Consider the following 24,485-nt stretch of genomic DNA (forward strand, 5'->3'; position numbering starts at 1 on the left):
CCCTTCCGGCTTTCCTTTCTTTTTTTTTCCCGTGCGTGGGGGGCCGCCCCCGCGCGGGGGGGGTGGGGGGCCCCCCCCCACGTCCTGCGGAGGCGTGCCTCAGACGGTCAGCGCCTGCTTGACCTGGGCCAGGCTCGGGTTCGTCATGACCGACTCGGTGCCGGAGGGGGCGACGACCAGGACCGTCGGAACGGTCTGGTTCCCGCCGTTGGCCTGCTCGACGAAGGCGGCCGACGCGGGGTCCTGCTCGATGTTGATCTCGGTGTACGCGATGCCCTCGCGGTCCATCTGGCCCTTCAGCCGGCGGCAGTAGCCGCACCACTCGGTGCTGTACATCGTCACGGTGCCCTGCATGGCCAGGCGCTCCTCTGGGGTCGGGGGTCGGTACCGAAGGAAGAACGTACGCCACCGCCCCGGCCATTCCCGCCCGCCGGGTGACCTGCGCCGCGTCCGGGACCGCGCGGTGTGACGGTACGACGGTACGACCGTGCGACGGTAAGGCCACGGCCCCGGGCCTGTGGACGACGCGCCGCACCACCCCGCCCGACCTGGCAGCATGGCGGAGTGACAGCAGCAACGCACTCCCCTCTCTTCCCGCAGGTCCCGGAGACCGCCGACGCGGTGCTCGACGGGCTCGACCCGGAGCAGCGCGAGGTCGCCCTGGCCCTGCACGGCCCGGTGTGCGTCCTCGCCGGCGCGGGGACGGGCAAGACGCGGGCGATCACCCACCGGATCGCCTACGGGGTGCGGGCGGGCGTGCTGCCGCCCGCGAGCGTGCTCGCCGTCACCTTCACCAACCGCGCCGCGGGCGAGATGCGCGGCCGGCTGCGCCAGCTCGGCGCGGGCGGGGTGCAGGCCCGCACCTTCCACTCCGCCGCCCTCCGGCAGCTCCAGTTCTTCTGGCCGAAAGCGATCGGTGGCCCGCTGCCCCGGCTCGTCGAGCGCAAGGCCCAGCTCGTCGCCGAGGCCGCCGCCCGCTGCCGGCTCCGGCTCGACCGGAACGAGCTGCGGGACGTCACCGCGGAGATCGAATGGGCCAAGGTCACCCAGACCGTGCCCGCCGACTACCCGGCCGCCGCCGCCCGCTCCCGCCGCGACGTCCCCCGGGACCCGGCCGAGATCGGCCAGCTCTACGCGATGTACGAGCAGCTCAAGGGCGAGCGCTCGGTGATCGACTTCGAGGACGTGCTGCTCCTCACCGTCGGCATCCTCCAGGACCGGGAGGACATCGCCGAGCAGATCCGCCGCCAGTACCAGCACTTCGTCGTCGACGAGTACCAGGACGTCTCCCCGCTCCAGCAGCGGCTCCTGGAGCTGTGGCTGGGGGAGCGGGACAGCCTCTGCGTGGTCGGCGACGCCAGCCAGACGATCTACTCCTTCACCGGCGCCACCCCCGACCACCTGCTCGACTTCCGCACCCGCCACCCGCACGCGACCGTGGTCAAGCTGGTCCGCGACTACCGCTCCACCCCCCAGGTCGTCCACCTCGCCAACGGCCTGCTGAACCAGGCGTCCGGCCGGGCCGCCGACCACCGCCTGGAGCTGATCTCCCAGCGCGAGGCCGGCCCCGAGCCCGTCCACACCGAGTACGGCGACGAGCCCGCCGAGGCCGAGGGCACCGCACGCCGGGTCCGCGACCTGATCGCCGCCGGCGTCCCGGCCGGCGAGATCGCCGTCCTCTACCGGATCAACGCCCAGTCGGAGGTCTACGAGCAGGCCCTCGCCGACGCCGGCGTCCCCTACCAGCTGCGCGGCGCCGAGCGCTTCTTCGAGCGCCAGGAGGTGCGCGAGACGCTCGCGGCCCTGCGCGGCGCCGCCCGCTTCGGGGCGAACGACTCCCTCCTCGACGGCGCCGACGACCTCCCCGCCCAGGTGCGGGCGGTGCTTTCCGGCCAGGGCTGGTCCAGCGTGCCGCCGGCCGGTTCCGGCGCCGTCCGGGACCGCTGGGAGTCGCTGGCCGCGCTCGCCCGGCTCGCCGACGACTTCGCCGCCGCCCGCCCCGGCGTCACCCTCGCCGACCTCGTCGCCGAGCTGGACGAGCGGATGGCCGCCCAGCACGCCCCCACCGTCCAGGGCGTCACCCTCGCCTCCCTGCACGCCGCCAAGGGCCTGGAGTGGGACGCCGTCTTCCTGGTCGGCCTCACCGACGGCATGCTGCCGATCACCTACGCCAGGACGGACGAGCAGATCGAGGAGGAGCGCCGGCTGCTCTACGTGGGCGTCACCCGCGCCCGTGTCCACCTCACGCTCTCCTGGGCGCTCTCCCGCTCCCCGGGCGGCCGCGCCTCCCGCGTCCCCAGCCGCTTCCTCAAGGGCCTGCGCCCCGGCTCCGGCGGCCGGCCCGGCGGCCACGGCGCGGCCGGCGGCATCGAGCGGGGCGGCCCGGGCAGCCCGTCCGGCACGGGCCCCCGCCGCCGCCCGCGCGGTCCCGTCCGCTGCCGGGTCTGCGGCACCACCCTCACCGAGGCCGGCGCCATGAAGCTGCTCCGTTGCGAGGACTGTCCCTCCGAGATGGACGAGGGCCTGTACGAGCGGCTGCACGCCTGGCGCGAGGAGCGCGCCCGGGCGCTCGGCCAGCCCGCCTATTGCGTCTTCACCGAGAAGACGCTCATGGCCATCGCCGAACGGGTCCCCGCCACCGGCGGCGAGCTCGCCATGATCGCCGGGGTCGGCGCCCGGAAGCTGGACCGCTTCGGAGCCGATGTCCTGAGCATCTGCGCAGGTGAAGAGGGTGTGACGGGTGCAGGGGACGACTGATCGAAACTCGTGGGAAAAATAGTTTGCGCCCGCCCCGTCAAGCCCCATAGGTTCTTAACCACGCAACAGCGGCTTCTTGAGAAGCCCTGTCTCGTGCTGTACTTGTCCAAATGAACATCGAGAGCCCGGCTCACACCCGAGCTCTCCGAGACGCCGAGAGGAGGCGATTCCAGTGATCAGCAACATCAACACCAGCACCATCGTCAGCACCGCCAAAATGACCGATCGCTCGGTCGTCTCCGCCTGCTCGCTCGGCCTCTCCGCCTTTGCGTTCCTTGGCAGCGGTCTGCCCGTCACCGGTCTGTCCGGCCGCGGCATGTCCGTCATCGAGCGCGATGAGCGACCGACCAAGGCACGGGTGGCTGAAGAGACCAAGGCCGGAATCACGGCCTATGGCTTCGCGGCGGCCGGTGCCGGCAAGCAGCAGACGACGCAGCACCACACGATGTGGGCCTTCCGTGGGCTCGAACCCTGGAGTGATCCAGCCTGACCTGATCAGGCCGGCGCCTTCAGGGCCGCGGAACCCCACCCGGGATCCGCGGCCCTTCTGTTTGTCCCCGAACGGGGACGACGGAGCGAGGGGGCCTCGGGACAAGAAAACCCGGTACCAGCCGAAGACCCGGCCGACCGGCCGGAAACGACCAGACGAGGAAAGACACCCGTGCAACTCGAAGCGCACGCCCCGTCCGTACCGCCTTCCGAAACGATCCCCCCGTCCGGCCTCACGGAGGACCACGCCTTGACCCCCCTGACATCGCTCACCGCGCTCGACGACGCCATCGAGAACCTCGGCGTCCCGGTTCCCTGCCGGGCCTACGACCCGGAGGTCTTCTTCGCCGAGTCCCCGGCCGACGTCGAGTACGCCAAGTCCCTCTGCAAGACCTGCCCGCTGGTCGCGGCCTGTCTCGCCGGCGCCAAGGAGCGCCGTGAGCCCTGGGGTGTCTGGGGCGGCGAGCTCTTCGTCCAGGGCGTGGTCGTCGCCCGCAAGCGGCCCCGCGGCCGCCCGCGCAAGAACCCGGTCGCGGCATGACCGCCCTCACCTGGGAGGCACCCCACAAGGCCCCCAGGCGCACCGGAACGATCGACCACCCCCTCACGCACGATCCCCAGAAGCAGGCCCCGATGACCACGCCCGCCACCGAGCCCACCGGCTCCGCTACCCCCGTCTTCTCCACCGCCGGCGCCCCCGCGCCGCGTCAGAACAGGACCCGTGACATGCAACTCATCCCAGAAGCCCTGGCCCGTGCCCATATGCACGAGCGCCGGCGTGAGGCCGACGCGGAACGTCAGGCCGCGCGCCTGATCGCCGCCCGGCGCATGCAGCGCCGCGCCGAGCGCGTCTCGCTGCGCGCCCGCCGCGCCCTCGCCATGGCCGTCATGCACTGACGCCCCACCAGGCGTCCCCGCGGGGGCCGGTCCGAACGGACCGGCCCCCGCGGTGCGTTGCCCCGCCGCGGCCGCCCCGCCGGGCTATCGTCACGAGGATGAACGAGCCCCGCGCCGCGGAGGAGCCCGTGGCCTGCGCACGCTGCGGCAGGACCGCCGACACCCTCCCGATCACCTGGACCTGCTCCGTCGAGAACGGGCGCCGCGCGTACTTCTGCGAGGAGTGCGCCCGCGCCCACATCCGGGCCATCGAGGGCCGCCTCGACTCCTCCTGGTGGTGACGAGCCGGCCACCCGCTAGGGCGCCGGCTCGAACCCGGGCAGCCAGGACGACAGCTCGTCCCGCAGCCGGACCGTCGCGTTCAGCTGGCACAGCACGCCGATCGTGGACAGCGTCACCCGGTGGATCAGCAGATACGCCGGCGGCAGGTTCAGCTGCCGCCCCAGCTGGTGCGCCGGGGAGCGGGGGTCGGCGATCCGGGCCGCCTGCGTCCGCATCCAGCCCCGGGTGAAGACGAAGGACTCCGCCGCCGCCGGCTCGATGATCGGCAGCAGGTAGTCCAGCACCTCCTCCGGATCGAGGGCCACCGACTCCTTCACGAAGCCCTCCGACCGCAGCAGCGCGTACACCGGCTCCGCCTCACCGGCCAGCGCCATCCGCAGACAGGTCCCGATCATCTCCGGAAGGCCGCCCGGCAGCCGGTCCACCGTGCCGAAGTCCAGCACCCCGAGCCGCCACCCCGCCGGATCGTCCGCCCCGTCGCCGGACGGCAGCAGCCGGAAGTTCCCCGGATGCGGATCGGCGTGCAGCAGTCCCGTCCGCGCCGGACCCGAGAACAGGAACCGGGCCAGCAGCTGCCCCGCCCGGTCCCGCTGCTCCCGGTCGCCCTCCGCGATCACCTCGGAGAGCGGGATCCCGTCCATCCACTCCGTCACCAGGACCTGCTCCGCCTGGTGCACCACCCCCGGCACCACCACGTCCGGATCGTCCGCGAAGACCTCCGCGTGCTCCCGCTGGGCCCGCGCCTCCAGGGCGTAGTCCAGCTCCTCCGACACCCGCTCGCGCAGCTCCGCGACGAGCGGCTTCACCTCGATCCCCGGCAGCAGCGGCCCGAGGAGCCGGGCGAACCGGCCGAGCTGCGCCAGGTCCGCCAGCAGAGCCTCCCCGGCGCCCGGGTACTGCACCTTCACCGCGACCTCGCGCCCGTCGTGCCACACCGCCCGGTGCACCTGCCCGATCGACGCGGCCGCCGCCGGCTTGTCCTCGAACTCCAGGAACAGCTCCCGCCACCCCTCCCCGAGCCGCTCCTCCAGGACCCCGTGCACCGTCCGCACCGGCATCGGCGGCGCCGCCTCCTGAAGCTTCGTCAGGGCCGCCCGGTAGGGGCCGGCGACCTCCTCCGGCAGCGCCGACTCGAAGACCGACAGCGCCTGGCCGAACTTCATGGCCCCGCCCTTGAGTTCGCCGAGCACCTTGAACAGCTGCTCCGCCGTGCGCTCCTGGAGCTCGCGGGCCACGAACTCGGCCGACTTGCCCCCGATCCGCTTGCCCAGGCCCCACGTCGCGCGCCCCGCGAAGCCCAGCGGCAACGCGGCCAACTTGGCGGTCCGGGTGACCGCCTTCCGGGGAAGATCAGACATGCGCCCCTCCAATTCCCAGACTGCCCTGTCGTGCGGGGCGGCGCCCCGTCGTCGTGAACCGCGCCTCCTCGCCAGCCGAGACGCCCACCCCCACCCTGCCGCGCGCGGCCCCGCAGGGACAGGCCGGGTGCGGCACCAGCCGCTCGGACCGCCACCCCAGCGACGGCATCGCCGCCTCCCACCGGGTCCCCGTGCTCGCCGGCAACTCCCCGTCCAGAAAGGCCAGCGCGTGCGCGGCGGCGAGCCCCGCCACCGCCGTCGCCAGCGCCACGTCACAGGCCGGCAGCGGATGCGGGGCGCCCGAGCGCCACTGCGCGAGCAGCCGCGGCCACGCCGGGTCCCGGTCCGTCGCCTCCTCCTGGAGACACCGCGCGCACGCCGTCCCGCCCGGCAGCACCAGCGGCCCCACCACCCCCGTCGCCTCCAGCACCCCCGCGTACAGGTGGGGCACCCCTGCCGCCATCCACGGCTCCGCCACCACGGGATCCGGCACCCGCGCCCCCAGTCCGTCCCGGTCCGTCACCACCACGAGTGACACCGCCTCCCCGCCGCCCCCGTCACCCGGCGACGCCCGCCTGCCCGCCCGCCGCGCGGCCACCGGGCCGCGGGTCCAGCGCCCCACCAGCCGGCGCGCCGCCGCCACCCGCCGCTCGCCGACCGCCTCGGCGGGCAGCCCGCCCGGTGCCGTCTCCCAGGGCTCGACCCGCCCCCCGTCGACCACCTCCACGCCGCCCACGCCCCCCGCCGCGAGCAGCGCCGCCACCATCGCGCCCACCCGCCCGGCGCCCCGCACCCGCACCCGCCGCTCCCGCCGGGCCGCGAGGGCCGCCAGCGCCCGGTCCGGCTCCGCGCACACCACCGACAGCGCGGCCAGGTCCGCCCGCAGCGGATCCAGCGCCGCGTCCACCGCCCCCGCCTCGGGCCCCGCCCGGCCCGGCCGTCCGGCGGCGGCCTCCACGAGCAGCCCCGCCGCGCCGAGCCGTCCGAGCAGCGCGTCGAGTCGTCCCTCCGGCAGCCCCAGCGCCGCCGCCTCCCGCCGCAGCGAGGCCGTCCCTCGCGTCCCGTCCATCAGCCCGAGCAGCCGGCCCGTCGCCGCGTCCACCGGATCCAGCACCACCGCGTGCGCCGGCGTCACCCCGTACTGCGCGCAGGTCAGACTCCGCCACGCCCGGCGCAGTGCCGGCTTCACCATCGGATGCATCCCCGCCCCGCCTTCCTCGCCCGATTCCGCGGACCACGGGAACCAGACTGCCCACCGCCGTGGAACGGCGCCGAGAGTTGTCCACAGGCACGCCCGAAAGTCATATAGGTCATACGAAGGAGATTCCGTTGCGCCCGCCGGGTACCGTCGAAGGCGTGCCAGTCGAGATCCGCAGGAGCGCCCGCCGCACCCGTTCCGTCTCCGCCTACCGCGAGGGGGACCGCACGATCGTCCTCATCCCGGCCCGGATGTCGGAGGCCGAGGAGCGCCGCTGGGTCGGCGTGATGCTGGAGAAGCTCGACGCCAAGGACCGGGACAAGGAGCGCCGCGCCACCCGCGGCGACGCCGAGCTGGCCGAGCGGGCCGCCCGCCTCTCCGCCCAGTACCTCGACGGGAGGGCCCGGCCCGATTCTGTGCGCTGGGTCACCAATCAGAACAGCCGCTGGGGCTCCTGCACCCCCGCCGAGGGCACCGTCCGGCTCTCCCACCGCCTCCAGGGGATGCCCGAGTACGTCGTCGACTACGTCCTGCTGCACGAGCTCGCCCACCTCCTCGTCCCCGGCCACGGACCGGCCTTCTGGCGGCTCTTGGAGGCCTATCCGCGCACCGAGCGGGCCCGCGGGTACCTCGAAGGAGTGGTCGCCGCGGACCGCCTTCCGCACCCGCCGGGCGGAGACCCCGCGGCCTGACGTCCGATTTCCCGATTCCGTACCGGATCGGGCCTCCCCTGTCTCAATGTCGGCCCCAGCGGTTAGCCTGGCGCGAGTCATTCGCCATCGGGATGGGGGACGGTCGTTACGCATGGCCAGGGAATTCCAACGCGGCCACAAGGCCAAGATCAGTGATCTGACCGCGGGCACCGATCTGTACGTGGGCGTGCAGATCGCGGCTCCCGGGCTCACCTTCGACATCAGCTGCTTCGGGCTCGACGCCGACGAGCGCCTCTCGGACGACCGCTACTTCGTCTTCTTCAACCAGCCGAAGTCGCCCGAGGAGTCCATCCAGCTGCTCGGGGCGCAGTCCGGCGACACCGAGTCGTTCCGCGTCACCCTCGACCGGATCCCCCCGCAGATCCACAAGCTCTCCTTCACCGCCACCATCGACGGCGACGGCCAGATGTCGCAGGTCGGCCCCGGCTGGATCCGGATCGTCGCGGGCGGCGAGGAGGTCGCCCGCTACGCCTTCACCGGTGCGGAGTTCTCCACCGAGCGCGCGGTCATGCTCGGCGACTTCTACCTGAAGGACGTGTGGCGGTTCGCCGCCGTCGGCCAGGGCTTCGACGGAGGCCTGGAAGCGCTGCTGCGGAACTTCGGCGGCGAGGTCCTGGAGGAGGAGCCCGCAGCCCCCCAGCAGGCCGCCCCCCAGCAGGCCGCCCCCGCCTTCGGCGCCCCCGCCCAGGCCGCGGCCCCGCCGGCCTTCGCCGCCCCCGCCGCCCCGGCCCCCGCCCCCGGCTACGGCGCCCCGCAGCCCGGCTACGGCGCGCAGCCGCCCACGCCGCCGCCGGCCCCGCAGCCCGTGCACACCCAGCCCACGATGGTCGCGCCGCTCGCCCCCGCCCCGGTGCCGCCGCCGGCTCCGGCCCCCGCCGCCCCCGGCCCGTACGGCCAGCCGCCCCAGGCCCCCTACGGGCAGATCCCGGGCCAGACCCCGCCGCCGGGCACCCCCTACGGCCAGCCGCCGCAGGCCCCGTACGGCCAGCAGCCGGGCTACGGCCAGCCGGCCCCCTACGGGCAGCAGCCCGGGATGCCGCCGGGCATGCCCCCGCAGGGCGTCCCCCAGGGCGTGCCCGCGGCCGGCGCCGGACTCGCCGCCGCGCTCGCCCCGTACAAGGAGACCGCCAACGGCGCCCGCTGGACCCCGCAGAACCAGCAGCTCATGCGGGTCGACCTGGCCATGGGCGGCACCCCCGTCCTCGCCCGCCAGGGCTCCATGGTCATGTACCAGGGCAAGGTCGACTTCTCCTACAAGGGCGCCGGCTTCGCCGGCCGCATCGTGGGCAACGCCACCGGCCAGGAGATGCAGCTGATGCGCTGCACCGGCCGCGGCCAGGTCTTCCTCGCCGAGAACGGCGCCCACCTCCACCCGATCGAGCTCCAGGGCGACGCCATCTGCGTCTCCGCGGAGAACGTGCTCGCCTTCGACGAGTCCCTCCAGTACGAGGTCCGCCGCATCGAGGGCCACGGCATCCCCGGCGGCGCCCTGTTCACCATGCAGTTCCAGGGCACCGGCACCGTGATCGTCAAGACCCACGGCGTCCCCGTGGTCCTGCCCGTCACCCCGACGACCTTCGCCGACTGCAACGCGGTCGTCGCCTGGTCGGCCGCCTCCCAGGTGATCCTCTCCAGCCAGGTCCGGCTCCGGCGCAACGCCTACCCCGGCCACAGCGGGGAGACCGTGAACCTCCAGTTCCGGGGCGCCCCCGGCAACTTCATCGTCGTCCAGCCGTACGAGGTCTGAGGGAGCCCGACACCATGAACCAGCAGCTCGCGGGCTATGCCCCGACCCCCATCGCGGCCCGCATGGAGAACCACGGCCGCACCATGCTCAAGGTCGCCATGGCCACCGGCCAGGACCTCTACGCCCGGGCCGGCTCGATGGTCGCCTACGAGGGCTTCATCAGCTACGAGCCCAACCCGCCCGCCGTCCGCCAGGTCGCCAGGGAATGGGCCACCGGCGAGGGCGCGCCGATCATGAAGTGCACCGGCGACGGCCTGCTGTACCTCGCCGACTACGGCGCCGACGTCGTCGTGATCAACCTCCAGAACGACGCCATCTCGGTCAACGGCTCCAACCTCCTCGCCTTCGACGCCCACCTCCAGTGGGGCGTCGAGCGGGTCAAGGGCCTCGCCAAGTTCGCGGGTCAGGGCCTGTTCAACGTGGGGATCGCCGGCACCGGCTGGGTCGCGCTCACCTCGCGCGGCACCCCGATCGTCGTCGACTGCGGCCGCGGCGAGGACGAGACGTACGTCGACCCCGACGCGCTCGTCGCCTGGTCGCCGGCGCTCAAGGTCAAGGGCAAGCGCAGCTTCAAGGCGTCCTCCCTCATCGGGCGGGGCAGCGGCGAGGCATACCAGATGGCCTTCTCGGGCCAGGGCATCGTCGTCGTACAGCCGAGCGAGGACAGCAGCGACCGCCTGCGGGTCCGGGGCTGAGGGGGAGCGAGAACACATCATGCAGAGCCCGCTTTTCAACCACGCCGAGCAGCAGAGCCAGGAGCGGTACGTCATCCAGAACCCGCAGCTGCTGCGGGTGAGCCTCACCGGCCACGACGACGTCCTCGCCCGCAAGGGCGCCATGGTCGCCTACCAGGGCCTCGTCGACTTCGACGGCGAGTACCAGTCCAGCTCCCAGCGCCAGGCCCGCGCCCGCACCGGCGAGGGCCTCGACCTGATGCGCTGCTCCGGCCAGGGCACGGTCTACTTCGCCAACCTCGCCCAGTACATCCACGTCATCGAGGTCGAGCAGGAGGGCCTCACCGTGGACAGCTCCTACGTGCTGGCCCTCGACACGAGCCTGCACACCGAGGTCATCGCCGTCGACAGCCAGTACGGGGTCTCCGGCACCGGCAAGTACCAGCTGAACATCACCGGCCGCGGCAAGGTCGCCCTCATGACCTCCGGTCAGCCGCTGATGCTCCAGGTCACCCCCGACAAGTACGTGAGCGCCGACGCGGACGCGATCGTCGCCTGGTCCACCTCGCTGCGGGTCCAGATGCAGGCCCAGACGCACAACAGCAGCGTCCGCAGCCGCCGCGGCAACACCGGCGAGGGCTGGGAGCTCAGCTTCCTCGGCCAGGGCTTCGCCCTGGTCCAGCCCAGCGAGATCATGCCCCCGCAGAACGCGGTGATCGGCCAGGGCGCCGCCGCCCAGTTCGGCGTCGGCCAGCACGGCGCCCACGGCCAGAACCAGAACAACGCCTGGAACTGACCGGACGCCGACCGGCACGCACGCGAAGAGGCCCCCGGCAGACCGGGGGCCTCTTCGCGCGTCCGCTCACAGCCGGGCCAGCGTGCCCTCCAGCAGCCGCACCACCGAGGTGTCCGCGACCCCGGCCACCTCGTCGTACGCGTACCACCTCAGGTCCAGCGACTCCTCGCTGATCTGCGCGACCGCGTCCGCCGGGGCCAGCGCCGCGTACTGCACGTCGAGGTGCCAGTGGCAGGGCGCCGGGATCGGATGCCGGTCCAGCCGCACCGGGCCGCCGGGCAGCAGCGTCAGACCCGTGATCCCCGACTCCTCGGCGGCCTCGCGCAGCGCCGCCGCCTCGACCGTCGGATCGCCCTCCTCGCAGTGGCCGCCCATCTGGAGCCACATGCCGAGCTTCTTGTGGAGGGTGAGCAGCACCCGCCCGCGCGCGGGGTCGATCACCAGCGCGCTGCTGGTGAGGTGGCCCGCCCCGCACGGCTTGTACATGCCGTCCGGGTGGGCCGCCAGGTGCTCCAGGTAGACCTCGCGCAGTTCCGGCTGGCCCTCGTACCCCTTGAGGACGAGGACCGCGTCGTCGTACAGGCTCACTTCTCCGAGTCCCCGTCCCCGTCGCCGCCCTCGGGCTCGTCCCCGCGGCCGGGTCCGTCGCCCCGGGCCGCCTCGCCGAGCATCTTGTCCAGCTCGGAGAAGTCCAGGTGCTCGCGGTGCACGAAGCCGTCCGGGTCGTCCAGGTCGGTCGCCGTCGGCAGCATGTCGGGGTGCTCCCACAGGCCGTCGCGGCCGTCGACGCCCCGCGCGTCGGTGAGCGAGGCCCACAGCCGGGAGGCGTCCCGCAGCCGGCGCGGACGCAGCTCCAGACCGATCAGGGTGGCGAAGGTCTGCTCGGCCGGACCGCCGGTGGCCCGGCGCCGCCGCAGCGTCTCGCGGAGCGCGTCCGCCGAGGTCAGCCGGGTCTTGGCGGCCTCGTGGACCACCGCGTCCACCCAGCCCTCGACCAGCGCGAGCGCCGTCTCCAGGCGGGCCAGCGCCGCCTTCTGCTCGGGCGTGTCCTGCGGCTGGAACATGCCGGACTGGAGCGCTTCCTGGAGCTGCTCGGGGTGGGTCGGGTCGAGCTGGGAGACGGCCTCCTCCAGCTTCGAGGTGTCGACCTTGATCCCGCGCGCGTACGCCTCGACCGCGCCGAACAGGTGCGCCCGCAGCCACGGCACGTGCGCGAAGAGGCGCTGGTGGGCGGCCTCGCGCAGGGCCAGGTAGAGCCGCACCTCGTCGGAGGGAACGCTCAGGTCCTTGCCGAAGGACGCCACGTTCAGCGGGAGCAGCGCGGCCCGGGAGGCCGGGCCGAGCGGCAGGCCGACGTCGGTCGAGCCGACGACCTCGCCCGCGAGCGCACCGACGGCCTGCCCGATCTGCTGGCCGAACATGGCGCCGCCCATCGACCGCATCATGCCGATCAGCGGGCCCGCCATGGCCTGCATCTCCTGCGGCAGCACGTCGCCCATGGCCGTGCCGACCCGCTCGGCGACCGGGTCCACCAGCTCCTTCCACGCCGGGAGGGTCGCCTCGACCCACTCGGCGCGGCTCCACGCCACCGCGACGTTCGCCCCGGAGGGCAGCGAGGTGGCCTGGTCGAGCCAGAGGTCGGCGAGGCGGACCGCCTCCTCGACCGCGGACTTCTCGGCCGGGCCCACGCTGGCGTCCTTGACGCCGTCGGCGGTGCCCTGGGCGACCACCTGCCGGGCGATCTGCTTGGCCATGTCCCAGTTCACGGGACCGCCCTCGTAGCTGAGCATCTGGCCGAGCTGCTGGAAGGCCGCGCCCAGGTCCGTCGGGTTCATCGACCCGAACATCGCGGCGAACGGATTGTCCGCGCCGCCCTGGCCGCCGCCCAGGCCGGGGATGCCGCCGAATCCGAACGGGTTCGCCCCGAACGGATTGCCGCCGCCCTGACCGCCGGACCCCTGGCCACCTCCGGCGGGGTCCTTCTTCTTGCCTTCGTCGCCGTCCTCCGGCTCCTCCGGCGGAAGGCCGAATCCGAATGGGGTGTCACTCACAGGTTTCCTCGGCTCCTAGGGCCGCCGGCCTCTGCCGGCGGCGACTGCCCGCTGCACAACACCAGCGTAGACATCCGGGTCGGATATGGGCTCAAGTCTCCGCCGGGCCGTGCCCTGCGGCAGGATGGACGCCACCTGGTACGTACGCGTCATCCCCGTACGTACTGAAGACAACCACTGGAGTCGGTCGGTGAGTTCCCCAGATCCGCAGGTTCGCGGAGCGCGAAACACCTCAACCCGGTCCGCTGCGCGCGGCCCCGTCGTCGCGGTCACCGGCGCCGCCACGGGCGTCGGAGCCCTGCTGACCAGGCGTCTCGCCGATTCGGAGGAGGTCCGGCAGGTCATCGCCCTCGACGAGCGGCGGGGCGAGGTGCCGGAGGCGACCTGGCACGTCCTCGACGTACGGGATCCGGCCATCGCGGAGAAGCTGCGCGGCGCCGACGTCGTCGTGCACCTCGCCGTCGACCTGGACCTGGAGACCGACCCCGCCGCCCGGACGGCCTACAACGTGCGCGGCACCCAGACGGTCCTCACGGCCGCCGCCGCGGCCGGCGTCCACCGGGTGGTCCTGTGCACCTCGACGATGGTCTACGGCGCCCTGCCCGACAACGACATCCCGCTCTCCGAGGACGCCGAGCTGCGGGCCACCGCCGAGGCCACGGGCGTCGGCGACCTCCTGGAGATCGAGCGGCTCGGCCGCCGCGGCTCCCGCGCGCACCCCGGCCTCAACGTGACCGTGGTCCGCCCGGCCGTCCTCGTCGGCGGTACGGACACGGCGCTGACCCGCTACTTCGAGTCGCCCCGGCTGCTCGTCGTCGCCGGCTCCCGCCCCACCTGGCAGTTCTGCCACGTGGACGACCTGGTCAGCGCGCTGGAGTACGCGGCCCTGGAGAAGGTCGACGGAGAGTTCGCGGTCGGCTGCGAGGGCTGGCTGGAGCAGGAGGAGGTCGAGGAGCTGTCGGGTATCCGCCGGATGGAGCTGCCCTCCGCGGTCGCCCTCGGCGCCGCCGCGCGGCTGCACCGGATCGGCCTCACGCCCTCCCCGGCCGGGGACCTCGCCTACACCATGCACCCCTGGGTGGTGAGCGTGGGACGCCTCCACGACGCGGGCTGGCGCCCGAAGTGGACCAACGAGGAGGTCCTGGCGGCGCTCCTGGAGGAGGTCCAGGGCCGGCACACGGTCGCGGGCCGCCGGCTGGGCCGCAAGGACGCCACGGCGGCGGGCGCGGCGGGCGCCACGGTGGCCCTCCTGGGCACCGCGGCCCTGGTGCGGCAGATGCGGAAGCGGCGCGGCCTGTAGGACCCTCCTACGGAGGGTCCCGGTCCACCGGTCGAAAACGCTATTCCGGGATGTCGGAGGCGTGCGGCACCATGGACCGCATGACGACCACGCACGACCACCCCGGTGAGCAGGCCGCGGACGACCCGATCAAGCTGCTCGCGATCCGCGACACCCCGCTCTCGGTCGACGAGGTCTTCCGGGCCGTCGGCGACGACGCCGCGGGCGGCACGACCCTGTTCGTCGGCACCGTGCGCAACCACGACGGCGGCGCCGACGTCGACGCGCTGGGCTACTCCTGCCACCCCAGCGCCGAGGCCGAGCTGCGCCGGGTCGCCGAGAAGGTCGTCGCGAACTACCCGGTCCGCGCCCTGGCCGCCGTCCACCGTGTCGGCGACCTGTCGGTCGGCGACCTCGCGGTCGTCGTCGCCGTCTCCTGCCCCCACCGCGGCGAGGCCTTCGAGGCCTGCCGCAAGCTGATCGACGACCTCAAGCACGAGGTCCCCATCTGGAAGCACCAGACCTTCTCGGACGGCACCGAGGAGTGGGTGGGGGCCTGCTGAGCCCCCTTTCGGGTGGCAAGGCGACGCGCCGACGCGCCGTAGTCGAACGCCCGATTTGCGTAACCGGCCCCCAGGCCCGAGCGTTGGTGGCACAGATGAATAATCTGCTGATCAACTCACTGGGGATGGGAGGTCGGGATGGCAGCGCTGGCCTGGTTGCTGATTCCGCTTTTCGCAGTCGTCGGCGCGGCGATATGGGGAAGCTGGGTCCAGAGGAACAAGACCATAGGTGACGTGGCCGAGCTCGCCGGCTACGCCCGCTTCCGGGACGCCATGGAACGTTCCCACCCCACCGCGCCCGGTTCCGCTCCGTTCCACCCGGTCCACGAGGCCGCTCCCGCGGAGTCCTGACGGCCCGCAGGAGGCCGCCCCGGACGCGTCCCGTACGGACCCGCCCCGGGGGTGCGCGCACAGGCGAGTCCCGTACTGTCGTTCCATGCCACGCCGCACCGCGACGATGCTCGCCTCCACCCTGGTCCTGATCTGCCTGCTGATCGCCGGCGTCCTGATCCCGGTGCCGTACTCGGAGATGAGCCCCGGCCCCACGGTCAACACGCTCGGCGAGGCCCGCGGCGAGCCGGTGCTCCAGATCTCCGGCCGCAAGACCTACCCGACCGACGGCCACCTCAACATGACCACGGTCAGGGTCACCAGCGCGGACTACAAGATGAACGCCGTCGAGGCGGTCTTCGGCTGGCTGACCCACGACAACGTGGTGGTGCCGCACGACACCCTCTACCCGGACGGGAAGACCGAGGAGGAGTCGAGCCAGGAGAACGCGGAGGAGTTCAGCCAGTCGCAGGAGAGCGCCAAGGTGGCCGCCCTCGACGAGCTGGGCATCCCGTTCACCACCCGGGTCGTCGTCGCCTCCGTGGTGAAGGACTCCCCGGCGGAGGGCACCCTCCACGCCGGGGACGTGATCAAGGCCGTCGACGGGGTGGAGGTCGTCAAGCCGGCCGACGTCGCCGCGCAGGTGACCAAGCGGAAGCCGGGCCAGAAGGTCGAGTTCACCATCGTCCCGGCGAAGGAGGCGGCCGCCGCCGAGAAGGCGCACAAGGAGGCCACCACCACCCGGAAGGTGGTCCTCACCACCGCGAAGTCCGAGGAGGGCGACCGGGCGATCGTCGGCATCCAGGCCGGCACCGACCACGTCTTCCCGTTCACCATCGACATCAAGCTGGCCGACGTCGGCGGCCCCAGCGCCGGCCTGATGTTCGCACTCGGCATCGTCGACAAGCTGACCCCGGAGAGCCTCACCGGCGGCAAGTTCGTCGCGGGCACCGGCACCATCGACGACGACGGCAAGGTCGGCCCGATCGGCGGCATCCAGATGAAGCTGGTCGGCGCGCGGAACGCCGGCGCCGAGTACTTCCTCACCCCGGCGGAGAACTGCGCCACGGCGGCCGGCGACACCCCCGACGGGCTCACCCTCGTCAAGGTCGACACCATCGCCGACGCGACGGCGTCGCTGGAGAAGCTCCGCAAGGGCGACACCGCGGACCTGCCGAGCTGCTCGAAGGGCTGACCCCCCGCCGGTACGGGGCCCCGCGCGGGGCCCCGCACCCGTACCGCTCAGCCCTCGAAGGTCGCGGCCAGCGCCTCGGCGAGCCCCGGCACCAGGTCCGGGCCGGTCAGCACCTCGGTCGGCGAGTCCTTCTCGCGCAGCCGGATCGCCGCCTCCCGGGCGCCGGTCCGCAGCACGGCCACCGTCATCCGGACCTCCTGGCGGTCCGGGTGGCCGGCCACCCACTTGTTCAGCTTGGCGCCGCTCAGGTCCTTGGGGACCTGGGCCTCCGCCGACGGCGGCAGCATCAGCCGCTCCACCGTCAGGGCGCAGCCGGCGACCCCCTCCGGCCAGGCGATCGTGCCGAGGAACTCGTCGAGCGGCTTGCCCCTGGGGATCTCCTCCTGCTCGATCGGGGTGTAGGCGGTGGCGTCCTCGCCGAGCTTCAGCGAGGGGGCCTGGGCGCGCAGCCGGGCGGTGTCGACCAGGGCGAAGAGGCGGGCGGGCCGGTCCCAGCCGAGACCCGAGGCGTACTCGTCGATCTCGAGCACCGCACGGGTGAGGGGACTGGAGGCCATCGGCGGGCCCGAGGGGGAAACGTTGGACATGAGCAATATCCTGCCTCCTCTTCCCTCCGGGACGGGAACTAGGTAAAGCGTCGGTAAGTTGCATCTGTGGGCCCTACGATCGCGGGGCCCGCTTTCCGACGCATCAACACCGAGGGGCGCACGTTGGCTTTCCAGATGCCGGACCGTGGCGGAAGCCCGTCCGGGCCAAGGGTCAGAGTCGGCCGGCCGTCCCGGCGGGCCCGCACCCTGCTGATGACACTGGGCGTGCTCGCCGTCCTGGCCATGGCGTTCGTGATGTTCGCCGGGTTCTGGACGGACTGGCTCTGGTACCGCTCGGTCCACTACTCGTCCGTGTTCACCACCACCCTGTGGACCAAGATCGGCTTGTTCGCGGTCTTCGGCCTGCTCATGGCCCTGGCCGTCGGCCTCAACATCTGGCTGGCGTACCGCCTGCGGCCGCCGCTGAGCGCGATGTCGCTGGAGCAGCAGAGCCTCGACCGGTACCGGATGGGCGTCGCCCCCTTCAAGAAGTGGGTGCTGCTCGCGGTCACCGCCCTGGTGGGCCTGATCGCCGGCGCCTCCGCCTCCGGCCAGTGGCGCACCTGGCTCATGTGGGTCAACGGGGTGAAGTTCGGCGAGAAGGACGTCCAGTTCGGCAAGGACGTCTCCTTCTACGCCTTCGACCTGCCCTGGTACCGCTTCCTGCTCGCCTTCGGCTTCGCCGCCGTGGTCCTCTCCCTGATCGCCGCGGCGATCACCCACTACCTGTACGGCGGACTGCGCGTCACCAGCCCTGGTGCCCGCGCCACCGCGGCCGCCACCGGCCACCTCTCGGTGCTGCTCGGCGTCTTCGTGGCGCTGAAGGCCGTGGCGTACTGGCTCGACCGGTACGGCCTGGCGGTGAAGTCCAGCGACTTCAAGGCCACCGGCAACTGGACGGGCCTGCGGTACGTCGACGCCAACGCCTACCTGCCGGCCAAGACGATCCTCTTCTGCATCGCGGTCATCTGCGCCGTGCTGTTCTTCGCCACGCTGTGGCGCCGCACCTGGCAGCTGCCGGTCATCGGCTTCGGCCTGATGGTGCTCTCCGCCGTGCTGATCGGCGGCCTGTACCCGGCGATCGTGCAGAAGTTCCAGGTCCAGCCGAACGAGCAGGCCAAGGAAGCCCCGTACATCCAGAACAACATCGATGCGACCCGCAAGGCGTACGCGATCGACGAGACCAAGCTGGAGAACTACTCGGGCAAGTCGACGGTCAAGGCCAAGGACAAGCTGCGCGCGGACGCCGACACGGCGGCCGCCTACCGCGTCCTCGACCCGAACATCGTCTCGCCGACCTTCCAGCAGCTGGAGCAGAAGCGGAAGTACTACCAGTTCCCGACGACGCTCGACGTGGACCGCTACCAGGGCCAGGACGTCGTCATCGGTCTGCGCGAGCTGAACATCCGCGGCATCCCGAAGCGGAACTGGATCAACGACCACTTCACCTACACCCACGGCTACGGCGCCATCATGGCCCGCGGCACCCAGACCGACGCCAACGGCTCCCCGGTCTTCACCGAGTCGGGCCTGCCGACCACCGGTGAGCTCGGCAAGTACGAGCAGCGGATCTACTACGGCGAGAAGACCGACCAGTACTCGATCGTGGGCGGCCCCCAGAAGGAGCTGGACTACGAGGAGAACGGCGAGAAGACCACCAGCTACGCCGGCAAGAGCGGCGTCAGCCTGGAGAGCGCCTTCAACCGCGCGGCCTACGCGGTGGCCTTCAGCGAGCCGCAGATCCTCTACTCCGGGGCCATCGGCGACGGCTCGCGGATCCTCTACAACCGCACGCCCAAGCAGCGCGTCGAGGCCGTCGCCCCCTGGCTGACCATCGACGGCGACGCCTACCCGGCGGTCGTCGACGGCAGGATCCAGTGGATCGTCGACGCCTACACGACCAGCAACGGCTACCCGTACGCCTCGCGGACCACGCTCGGCGACACCACGGCCGACTCGCTGACCGTCGGCAACCAGCAGCGCGCGGTCGTCGCCCAGCAGAACCAGGTCAACTACATCCGCAACTCGGTCAAGGCCACCGTCGACGCCTACGACGGCACGGTCACCCTCTACCAGTGGGACACCGAGGACCCGGTCCTCAAGACCTGGATGAAGGCCTTCCCCGACACGGTGAAGCCCAAGTCCGAGGTGAAGGGCGACCTGCTGGAGCACCTGCGCTACCCGCAGGACATGTTCAAGGTCCAGCGCGAGCTGCTGACCCGCTACCACGTCACCGACCCGGCCCAGTTCTACAGCGGCTCGGACGCCTGGCAGGTGCCGGACGACCCGACCAACAAGGACAACGTGGCCGTGCCGCCGTACTACCTGAGCATGAAGATGCCCGGCGACGCGGAGCAGCGCTTCTCGCTGACCACGACCTTCACCCCGAACGGACGGCCCAACCTGGGCGGCTTCATGGCGGTCGACGCCGACGCCACCAGCAAGGAGTACGGCCGGCTGAGACTGCTCCGGGTCACCGAGGACGTGCCGGGCCCGGCGCAGGTGCAGAGCAAGCTCAACGGTCTGCCCGACGTGGCCACCTTCGTCCGCGACATGAAGGGCGCCGACTCGGACATCCAGTACGGCAACCTGCTCACCGTGCCGCTCGACGGCGGGTTCCTGTACGTCGAGCCGGTCTACGCCCAGGGGCGGAACGCGCTCTACCCGCTCCTGAAGAAGGTCGCGGTCTCCTACGTGGACGCCGACCAGCCGGACGGCGACACCACCAAGGACACCACGGTGTTCGAGAACAACCTCACGGACGCCCTCAACGCGGTCTTCGGGGTGGACGGCACGACCCCGCCGACCACGCCGCCGGGCACCGAGCAGCCGCCGACCACCCCGCAGCCGCCGGCCTCGGCGGACGCGGCGCTGAAGCAGGCCATCGCCGACGCCCAGAAGGCGTACGACGCGGGCGAGGCGGCCCTCGCCAAGGGCGACTGGGCGGCCTACGGCAAGGCCCAGGAGGACCTCCAGGCCGCGCTCCAGAAGGCGGCCGAGGCGGGCGCCAAGATCCAGCCGCAGGGGGGTTCCGGCAGCTGACCTGCGGGCTTCACCCCGCGTCGTGATAGTGTTACTTCACCGACGCGGGGTGGAGCAGCTCGGTAGCTCGCTGGGCTCATAACCCAGAGGTCGCAGGTTCAAATCCTGTCCCCGCTACTGACACGAGGGCTCGGATCCATAAGGATCCGGGCCCTCGTCGCGTGTCGTGGTGACGGGGGGCACCGAAGAGCGGTACGGAAGGGGCGAGTTGAGGCGTGACGTGTTTGACTTGTCTCTCTGTGGGCATGTCGACAAAACGCCTGAGGTGACCTCAAGGGCTGCGGTATACCGGGTGTGCGCGGGTTGCGGGTGGTGCGACGATGGTATTTATGGGGGACAGGGCAACTCTGTTGGAGACAGGGCGGTTTGTGCAGCGGCATGCCAGAAATGCCGCGGACGAGATCATCGAGGCCGTGCCGGCCGTCGATGCGGCCGTCGACACCACCGCCAGGACCGGGGCCGTCCCGGACGCGGGCCCGGACACCGAGACCGAGTCCGACGCCGAGACCGAGGGCCGGCACCGCAGGGCCGCCGAGCGCGGTGACACCGACGCCATGAGCGCCCTCGGGGCGCTCCTGCTCCGCCGCGGCGACCTCGACGGCGCCGAGCCCTTCCTGCGCGCCGCCACCGCCGAGGGCGACCGGGCCGCCGCCAACAACCTCGGCGTCCTCCTCCACCAGCGCGGCTACCCCGACGAGGCCGCCGGCTGGTGGCGGGTCGCCGCCGTCGCCGGCTCCGCCCCGGCCGCCCACGCCCTGGGCCGCCACCACCGCGAGCGCGGCGACGAGCCCGCCGCCGAGTACTGGCTGCGCCAGGCCGCCGAACAGGGTCACGCCCTGGGCGCCTACGCCCTCGCCGACCTCCTGGAGCACCGCAGCGACGTCGGCGCCGAGCGCTGGCTGCGCGCCGCCGCCGAGCAGGGCCACCGCGAGGCCGCCTACCGCCTCGCCCTCGCCCTGGAGCGGCGCGCCACCGAGACCCTCCGCGGCCCGCACGCCTACGGCCCCACCGCCGCCGCGGGCCGCGCGGGGCACGCGTACGACACGGCCGGCCGGCTCCGCGCCGCCGACCCGCTCCGCGCGGGCGAGCGGCCGCCCGCCGCCGCGCCGCGCCCCGAGGCCGCCCCGCCCCGGACCGGGGACGCCGCCGCCGGGCCGCTCGGCGAGGCCGAGCAGTGGTTCCGGCAGGCGGCCGCCCGGGGACACCGCCGGGCCGCGCTGCACCTCGGAGCCATCCTGGAACAGCGCGGCGAGCTGAAGGAGGCCGGCCGCTGGTACCTCAGCTCCGCCAAGGAGGGCGAGGCCAAGGCCGCCTGCGCCCTCGGCTTCCTGCTGCGCGACGCCGGGGACGAGGAGTCCGCCGCCGTCTGGTGGCTGCGCGCCGCCCAGGACGGCGACGGCAACGCCGCCAACGCGCTGGGCGCGCTGCACGCCGCCCGCGGCGAGCAGCAGACCGCCGAGCGCTGGTACCGCGCCGCCATGGACGCCGGGGACGTCAACGGCGCCTACAACCTCGGCCTGCTCTGCGCCGCCCAGGACCGCCTCCCGCAGGCCGAGCAGTGGTACCGCCGCGCCGCCTACGCGGGCCACCGCGAGGCCGCCAACGCGCTCGCCGTGCTGCTCCTCCAGGCCGGCGACGCGGACGGCGCCGAACCGTGGTTCTCCAAGGCCGCCGAGGCCGGCTCCGTGGACGCCGCCTTCAACCTGGGCATCATCCACGCGGGCCGCGACGAGGACCGCTCCGCGCTCGCCTGGTACGAGCGGGCCGCCGCCGCCGGGCACACCGAGGCCGCCCTCCAGGTCGGCATCGCCGCCCTGCGCGACGGCGACGAGCAGACCGCCGAGCGGCACCTGCGCTGCGCCGCGGGCGGCGGCAGCCCCGAGGCCGCCTTCCGGCTCGCCACGCTCCTCGACGCCCGCCGCCCCGACCCCGGCCCCGTGGTCCTCGGCGCGCCCGTGGACCAGAAGACCGAGTGCGAGGAGTGGTACGAGCGGGCCGCCCAGCAGGGGCACCGGCGCGCCCAGGTCCGGGTCGGCATGCTCGCCGCCGGCCGGGGCGACCTCGCCGGCGCCGCCCGCTGGTACCGCGAGGCCGCCGAGGCCGGCAGCCGCAACGGCGCCTTCAACCTCGGCCTGCTCCTCGCCCGCGAGGGCAGCGAGCGCGAGGCCGCCCTCTGGTGGACCCGGGCCGCCCGGGCCGGGCACGGCCGCGCCGCGCTCCGGCTCGCGCTGCTCGCTGCCCGCCGGGGCGAGCTGTCCGAGGGCCGCAAGTGGTGCGCCCGCGCCGTGGAGCTCGGCCCCGCCGAGGTCGCCGAGCGGGCGGCGCGGCTCAGCGAGGCGCTCCACCAGGAGCTCACGGCCTAGAAGCGATTTGCTCCTGTCCCACGGGTCCCGTAAGGTTGGGTTCACCGACGCGGGGTGGAGCAGCTCGGTAGCTCGCTGGGCTCATAACCCAGAGGTCGCAGGTTCAAATCCTGTCCCCGCTACTCAGTAGCCCGAAGGCCCGGATCCGGAAGCGGATCCGGGCCTTCGGCGTTCCCGGGCGTCGCGGTACGGGAAAGGGCGCCCCCGCGGGGGCGCCCTCGGTTCGGTCGGCTACGCCGCGGCCGCGCAGTTCGGGCAGAGGCCCCGGTAGGTGACCTCGACGTTCGAGATCGTGAAGCCGAAGCGCTCCCCGGCCGGCAGGTCCCGCAGCGGGTCGCCCGCCGGGTGGACGTCGCGGATCGCGCCGCAGCCCGCGCAGACCAGGTGCTGGTGCGGCCGGTGGGCGTTGGGGTCGTAGCGCTTGGCGCGGCCGTCGGTGGCGACCTCGATGACCTCGCCGAGCGTCACCATCTCGCCCAGCGTGTTGTAGACGGTCGCGCGGGAGATCTCGGGCAGGCGCTCGACGGCGCGGGCGTGCACCTCGTCGGCGGTGAGGTGCACGTGGTCGCCGTCGAGGACCTCGGCGACGACGCGGCGCTGCGCGGTCATCCGCCAGCCGCGTCCGCGCAGTCGTTCCAACAGGTCGCTCATGAGGGCCAGGGTAACAGCGGGCGCAAACGGGGCGGAGCGGGCTTCCGGCCCGTGGACCCGTCCGTGGGATCGCTCGTGGAGCCGTCCGTGGGGCCGCCCGGGGCCGTCCGCGCGGATCGACCGGAGGGGGCCCGGAGGGGGTCAGTCCGCCACGCTGTGGGCCGGGAGCCAGCAGCGGATGATGTCGCGGACCGAGACCATGCCGACCGGCCCGAGGCCGTCGAGGACGACCAGGTGGCGGAAGCCGCCGCGGGTCATCGCCCCGGCCGCCTCCTCCAGGGTCCAGCCGGGCGCGGCGAAGACCACCTCGTGGGTGGTGTGGGAGCCGGCCGTCTCGCGGTCGGGATCCTCGTCCCGCCCGAGGGAGTTCAGGATGTCGCGCTCGGTGAGGATCCCGATCCCGGTGTCGCCGTCGAGGACGACGGCCGCGCCGACCCGGCGGGCCGACATCAGCCGGGCGGCCTGCCGGAGGGTGTGGGCGGGTCCGACGGTGAGGACCACCGTGCTCATGGCGTCACGGACGAGCATGGATGGAGCCACCTCCTCGGCGAACCGCCCGCGCAGGGCGGTTCACAAATGCACAAGTGGGGGGCTCTCAGAGTCGCACCGGGGGAGGGGGCCGACAAGGGGGCGCGCGAGGCGCCCCCGGGGGCGGGCGGGGGCGCGTTCAGGCGCCCGGGGCCTCCTCGTACCCCAGGTGTCCCAGCAGCGCCTCGTGCAGCAGGCCGTTGGAGGCCGCCGCGTTCCCGCTGTGCGGGCCGGGCCGTCCGTCCAGGCCCGTGTACGAGCCGCCGGCCTCCTGCACCACGACCGCCACCGCCGCCATGTCCCACAGCGACAGCTCCGGCTCCGCGCACAGGTCCACCGAGCCCTCGGCGACCATCATGTAGGGCCAGAAGTCGCCGTACGCCCGGGTCCGCCAGCACGCGCGCGTGAGGTCCAGGAACGCGTCGAGCCGGCCGCGCTCCTCCCAGCCGCTCAGCGAGGAGTACGCGAACGAGGCGTCGGCCAGCGAGGCCACCCGGGACACCCCGATCCGGGTCCCCGACCCGAGGCCGGCCCCGGTGAAGGCGCCCAGCCCCTTCGCCGCCCACCAGCGGCGGCCGAGCGCGGGCGCCGACACCACGCCCACCACCGGCTGGAAGCCGGTCTCGTCCTCCTCCATCAGCGCGATCAGGGTCGCCCACACCGGGACGCCGCGCACGTAGTTCTTGGTGCCGTCGATCGGGTCGATCACCCAGCGGCGCGGGCCGGTGCCCTCGACGCCGTACTCCTCGCCCAGGATCGCGTCGGCGGGCCGCTCCTTCTGGAGCCCCGCCCGGATCAGCTCCTCGGCGGCCCGGTCCGCCTCGCTCACCGGGGTCATGTCCGGCTTCGTCTCGACCTTGAGGTCGAGCGCCCGGAAGCGGGCCATGGTGGCCGCGTCGGCGGCATCCGCGAGGGCATGGGCAAGACGCAGGTCATCGTGGTAATCGGCCATGCCCGGCACTCTAGCGCCGCCCGGAACCCGCCC

The 24,485-nt window shown here is 73.2% G+C and carries 24 protein-coding genes and 2 tRNA genes; 17 read left to right on the forward strand and 9 right to left on the reverse strand.

Going from position 1 to position 24,485, the window contains the following annotated elements:
* Positions 1 to 99: 99 nt before the first annotated feature.
* The gene (locus tag ACFW6A_RS08245) at positions 100 to 354 is read right to left on the reverse strand and encodes a mycoredoxin (RefSeq protein ID WP_386480123.1); all 255 of its coding nucleotides are present in this window, start codon (positions 352 to 354) and stop codon (positions 100 to 102) included.
* A 210-nt stretch (positions 355 to 564) separates the two neighbouring features.
* Between ACFW6A_RS08245 and ACFW6A_RS08250 the strand changes: the two genes are divergently transcribed.
* The 5 genes from ACFW6A_RS08250 (at position 565) to ACFW6A_RS08270 (ending at position 4,424) form a co-directional block, all read left to right on the forward strand.
* The gene (locus tag ACFW6A_RS08250) at positions 565 to 2,757 is read left to right on the forward strand and encodes an ATP-dependent DNA helicase UvrD2 (protein ID WP_351851329.1); all 2,193 of its coding nucleotides are present in this window, start codon (positions 565 to 567) and stop codon (positions 2,755 to 2,757) included.
* Positions 2,758 to 2,932: 175 nt separating this feature from the next.
* Positions 2,933 to 3,247, forward strand: coding sequence for a hypothetical protein (locus tag ACFW6A_RS08255; protein WP_351851419.1), 315 nt, complete (start codon positions 2,933 to 2,935; stop codon positions 3,245 to 3,247).
* Between the two features lie 171 nt (positions 3,248 to 3,418).
* Entirely contained in the window at positions 3,419 to 3,787 is a 369-nt protein-coding gene (locus tag ACFW6A_RS08260; RefSeq protein ID WP_031013886.1) for a WhiB family transcriptional regulator, read from the forward strand.
* Positions 3,784 to 4,143, forward strand: coding sequence for a hypothetical protein (locus tag ACFW6A_RS08265; protein WP_351851332.1), 360 nt, complete (start codon positions 3,784 to 3,786; stop codon positions 4,141 to 4,143). The genes ACFW6A_RS08260 and ACFW6A_RS08265 overlap by 4 nt, the downstream gene beginning before the upstream one ends.
* A 98-nt stretch (positions 4,144 to 4,241) precedes the next feature.
* Positions 4,242 to 4,424 (forward strand): hypothetical protein, encoded by a 183-nt coding sequence (locus ACFW6A_RS08270; RefSeq protein ID WP_351851335.1) that lies wholly within the window; start codon positions 4,242 to 4,244, stop codon positions 4,422 to 4,424.
* 15 nt (positions 4,425 to 4,439) lie between these two features.
* Here the strand turns inward: ACFW6A_RS08270 and ACFW6A_RS08275 are convergent, their stop codons facing one another.
* On the reverse strand, positions 4,440 to 5,783 hold the full coding sequence (locus tag ACFW6A_RS08275) for an AarF/ABC1/UbiB kinase family protein (protein ID WP_351851338.1): 1,344 nt from the start codon (positions 5,781 to 5,783) through the stop codon (positions 4,440 to 4,442).
* Positions 5,776 to 6,984, reverse strand: a complete 1,209-nt coding sequence (locus ACFW6A_RS08280) for a TOMM precursor leader peptide-binding protein (RefSeq protein WP_386639449.1) — start codon at positions 6,982 to 6,984, stop codon at positions 5,776 to 5,778. Before ACFW6A_RS08280 ends, ACFW6A_RS08275 begins: the two co-directional genes overlap by 8 nt.
* A 104-nt stretch (positions 6,985 to 7,088) precedes the next feature.
* Here ACFW6A_RS08280 and ACFW6A_RS08285 point away from each other — a divergent pair, with 104 nt between their 5' ends.
* From ACFW6A_RS08285 to ACFW6A_RS08300, 4 genes are all read left to right on the forward strand, one after another.
* Positions 7,089 to 7,673, forward strand: a complete 585-nt coding sequence (locus ACFW6A_RS08285; protein ID WP_386483589.1) for a M48 family metallopeptidase — start codon at positions 7,089 to 7,091, stop codon at positions 7,671 to 7,673.
* Positions 7,674 to 7,785: 112 nt separating this feature from the next.
* Positions 7,786 to 9,441 carry a TerD family protein gene (locus ACFW6A_RS08290; RefSeq protein WP_386639452.1) on the forward strand — a complete coding sequence of 552 codons (1,656 nt, stop codon included), beginning with the start codon at positions 7,786 to 7,788 and terminating at the stop codon, positions 9,439 to 9,441.
* Between the two features lie 14 nt (positions 9,442 to 9,455).
* Positions 9,456 to 10,136: an AIM24 family protein gene (locus ACFW6A_RS08295; protein ID WP_351851348.1), complete on the forward strand. Its 681-nt coding sequence runs from the start codon at positions 9,456 to 9,458 to the stop codon at positions 10,134 to 10,136.
* 19 nt (positions 10,137 to 10,155) lie between these two features.
* Entirely contained in the window at positions 10,156 to 10,911 is a 756-nt protein-coding gene (locus ACFW6A_RS08300) for an AIM24 family protein (protein WP_043225036.1), read from the forward strand.
* Between the two features lie 66 nt (positions 10,912 to 10,977).
* On the opposite strand, the gene ACFW6A_RS08305 is transcribed toward ACFW6A_RS08300, so the two are convergent.
* Positions 10,978 to 11,499 (reverse strand): NUDIX domain-containing protein, encoded by a 522-nt coding sequence (locus ACFW6A_RS08305; RefSeq protein WP_351851351.1) that lies wholly within the window; start codon positions 11,497 to 11,499, stop codon positions 10,978 to 10,980.
* Positions 11,496 to 12,962, reverse strand: a complete 1,467-nt coding sequence (locus ACFW6A_RS08310) for a zinc-dependent metalloprotease (RefSeq protein ID WP_386639456.1) — start codon at positions 12,960 to 12,962, stop codon at positions 11,496 to 11,498. Before ACFW6A_RS08310 ends, ACFW6A_RS08305 begins: the two co-directional genes overlap by 4 nt.
* Positions 12,963 to 13,152: 190 nt before the next feature.
* Between ACFW6A_RS08310 and ACFW6A_RS08315 the strand changes: the two genes are divergently transcribed.
* The 4 genes from ACFW6A_RS08315 (at position 13,153) to ACFW6A_RS08330 (ending at position 16,329) form a co-directional block, all read left to right on the forward strand.
* Positions 13,153 to 14,262, forward strand: a complete 1,110-nt coding sequence (locus tag ACFW6A_RS08315; RefSeq protein WP_351851356.1) for an SDR family oxidoreductase — start codon at positions 13,153 to 13,155, stop codon at positions 14,260 to 14,262.
* Between the two features lie 80 nt (positions 14,263 to 14,342).
* Entirely contained in the window at positions 14,343 to 14,804 is a 462-nt protein-coding gene (locus tag ACFW6A_RS08320) for a molybdenum cofactor biosynthesis protein MoaE (RefSeq protein ID WP_351851358.1), read from the forward strand.
* A gap of 138 nt (positions 14,805 to 14,942) precedes the next feature.
* Positions 14,943 to 15,155, forward strand: a complete 213-nt coding sequence (locus ACFW6A_RS08325) for a hypothetical protein (protein WP_351851361.1) — start codon at positions 14,943 to 14,945, stop codon at positions 15,153 to 15,155.
* An 85-nt stretch (positions 15,156 to 15,240) separates the two neighbouring features.
* A complete protein-coding gene (locus ACFW6A_RS08330; protein WP_351851363.1) occupies positions 15,241 to 16,329 on the forward strand; it encodes a PDZ domain-containing protein in 1,089 nt (362 codons plus the stop codon).
* Positions 16,330 to 16,376: 47 nt separating this feature from the next.
* Here the strand turns inward: ACFW6A_RS08330 and ACFW6A_RS08335 are convergent, their stop codons facing one another.
* Positions 16,377 to 16,916: a PPA1309 family protein gene (locus ACFW6A_RS08335; protein WP_351851366.1), complete on the reverse strand. Its 540-nt coding sequence runs from the start codon at positions 16,914 to 16,916 to the stop codon at positions 16,377 to 16,379.
* 135 nt (positions 16,917 to 17,051) lie between these two features.
* Between ACFW6A_RS08335 and ACFW6A_RS08340 the strand changes: the two genes are divergently transcribed.
* The 4 genes from ACFW6A_RS08340 to ACFW6A_RS08355 all read left to right on the forward strand — a co-directional run bounded on the left by ACFW6A_RS08340 (position 17,052) and on the right by ACFW6A_RS08355 (position 22,443).
* On the forward strand, positions 17,052 to 19,958 hold the full coding sequence (locus ACFW6A_RS08340; protein WP_351851369.1) for a UPF0182 family protein: 2,907 nt from the start codon (positions 17,052 to 17,054) through the stop codon (positions 19,956 to 19,958).
* A gap of 43 nt (positions 19,959 to 20,001) precedes the next feature.
* A tRNA-Met gene (locus tag ACFW6A_RS08345) sits at positions 20,002 to 20,075 on the forward strand.
* A gap of 203 nt (positions 20,076 to 20,278) precedes the next feature.
* Positions 20,279 to 22,321 carry a tetratricopeptide repeat protein gene (locus tag ACFW6A_RS08350; protein ID WP_386639459.1) on the forward strand — a complete coding sequence of 681 codons (2,043 nt, stop codon included), beginning with the start codon at positions 20,279 to 20,281 and terminating at the stop codon, positions 22,319 to 22,321.
* A gap of 48 nt (positions 22,322 to 22,369) precedes the next feature.
* Positions 22,370 to 22,443 (forward strand) — tRNA-Met (locus ACFW6A_RS08355).
* A gap of 109 nt (positions 22,444 to 22,552) precedes the next feature.
* Here ACFW6A_RS08355 and ACFW6A_RS08360 read toward each other — a convergent pair.
* The 3 genes from ACFW6A_RS08360 to hisN form a co-directional block, all read right to left on the reverse strand.
* Entirely contained in the window at positions 22,553 to 22,972 is a 420-nt protein-coding gene (locus ACFW6A_RS08360; RefSeq protein WP_351851374.1) for a Fur family transcriptional regulator, read from the reverse strand.
* 141 nt (positions 22,973 to 23,113) lie between these two features.
* The gene (locus ACFW6A_RS08365) at positions 23,114 to 23,500 is read right to left on the reverse strand and encodes a cyclic nucleotide-binding/CBS domain-containing protein (RefSeq protein WP_043225018.1); all 387 of its coding nucleotides are present in this window, start codon (positions 23,498 to 23,500) and stop codon (positions 23,114 to 23,116) included.
* A 139-nt stretch (positions 23,501 to 23,639) separates the two neighbouring features.
* Positions 23,640 to 24,452 carry a histidinol-phosphatase gene (gene hisN / locus ACFW6A_RS08370; protein ID WP_351851377.1) on the reverse strand — a complete coding sequence of 271 codons (813 nt, stop codon included), beginning with the start codon at positions 24,450 to 24,452 and terminating at the stop codon, positions 23,640 to 23,642.
* Between the last annotated feature and the right edge of the window lie 33 nt (positions 24,453 to 24,485).

Origin of the sequence: Streptomyces sp. NPDC058758, from assembly GCF_042746075.1 — a bacterium.
GTDB lineage: Bacteria > Actinomycetota > Actinomycetes > Streptomycetales > Streptomycetaceae > Streptomyces.

Coding starts and splice junctions, on each gene's coding strand:
- hisN (WP_351851377.1), bottom strand. CDS start 24,452: ATGGCCGATTACCACGATGACCTGCGTCTTGCCCATGCCCTCGCGGAT.
- ACFW6A_RS08365 (WP_043225018.1), bottom strand. CDS start 23,500: ATGCTCGTCCGTGACGCCATGAGCACGGTGGTCCTCACCGTCGGACCC.
- ACFW6A_RS08265 (WP_351851332.1), top strand. CDS start 3,784: ATGACCGCCCTCACCTGGGAGGCACCCCACAAGGCCCCCAGGCGCACC.
- ACFW6A_RS08270 (WP_351851335.1), top strand. CDS start 4,242: ATGAACGAGCCCCGCGCCGCGGAGGAGCCCGTGGCCTGCGCACGCTGC.
- ACFW6A_RS08290 (WP_386639452.1), top strand. CDS start 7,786: ATGGCCAGGGAATTCCAACGCGGCCACAAGGCCAAGATCAGTGATCTG.
- ACFW6A_RS08245 (WP_386480123.1), bottom strand. CDS start 354: ATGCAGGGCACCGTGACGATGTACAGCACCGAGTGGTGCGGCTACTGC.
- ACFW6A_RS08330 (WP_351851363.1), top strand. CDS start 15,241: ATGCCACGCCGCACCGCGACGATGCTCGCCTCCACCCTGGTCCTGATC.
- ACFW6A_RS08280 (WP_386639449.1), bottom strand. CDS start 6,984: ATGCATCCGATGGTGAAGCCGGCACTGCGCCGGGCGTGGCGGAGTCTG.
- ACFW6A_RS08325 (WP_351851361.1), top strand. CDS start 14,943: ATGGCAGCGCTGGCCTGGTTGCTGATTCCGCTTTTCGCAGTCGTCGGC.
- ACFW6A_RS08300 (WP_043225036.1), top strand. CDS start 10,156: ATGCAGAGCCCGCTTTTCAACCACGCCGAGCAGCAGAGCCAGGAGCGG.
- ACFW6A_RS08295 (WP_351851348.1), top strand. CDS start 9,456: ATGAACCAGCAGCTCGCGGGCTATGCCCCGACCCCCATCGCGGCCCGC.
- ACFW6A_RS08275 (WP_351851338.1), bottom strand. CDS start 5,783: ATGTCTGATCTTCCCCGGAAGGCGGTCACCCGGACCGCCAAGTTGGCC.
- ACFW6A_RS08320 (WP_351851358.1), top strand. CDS start 14,343: ATGACGACCACGCACGACCACCCCGGTGAGCAGGCCGCGGACGACCCG.
- ACFW6A_RS08340 (WP_351851369.1), top strand. CDS start 17,052: ATGCCGGACCGTGGCGGAAGCCCGTCCGGGCCAAGGGTCAGAGTCGGC.
- ACFW6A_RS08350 (WP_386639459.1), top strand. CDS start 20,279: ATGGTATTTATGGGGGACAGGGCAACTCTGTTGGAGACAGGGCGGTTT.
- ACFW6A_RS08335 (WP_351851366.1), bottom strand. CDS start 16,916: ATGTCCAACGTTTCCCCCTCGGGCCCGCCGATGGCCTCCAGTCCCCTC.
- ACFW6A_RS08360 (WP_351851374.1), bottom strand. CDS start 22,972: ATGAGCGACCTGTTGGAACGACTGCGCGGACGCGGCTGGCGGATGACC.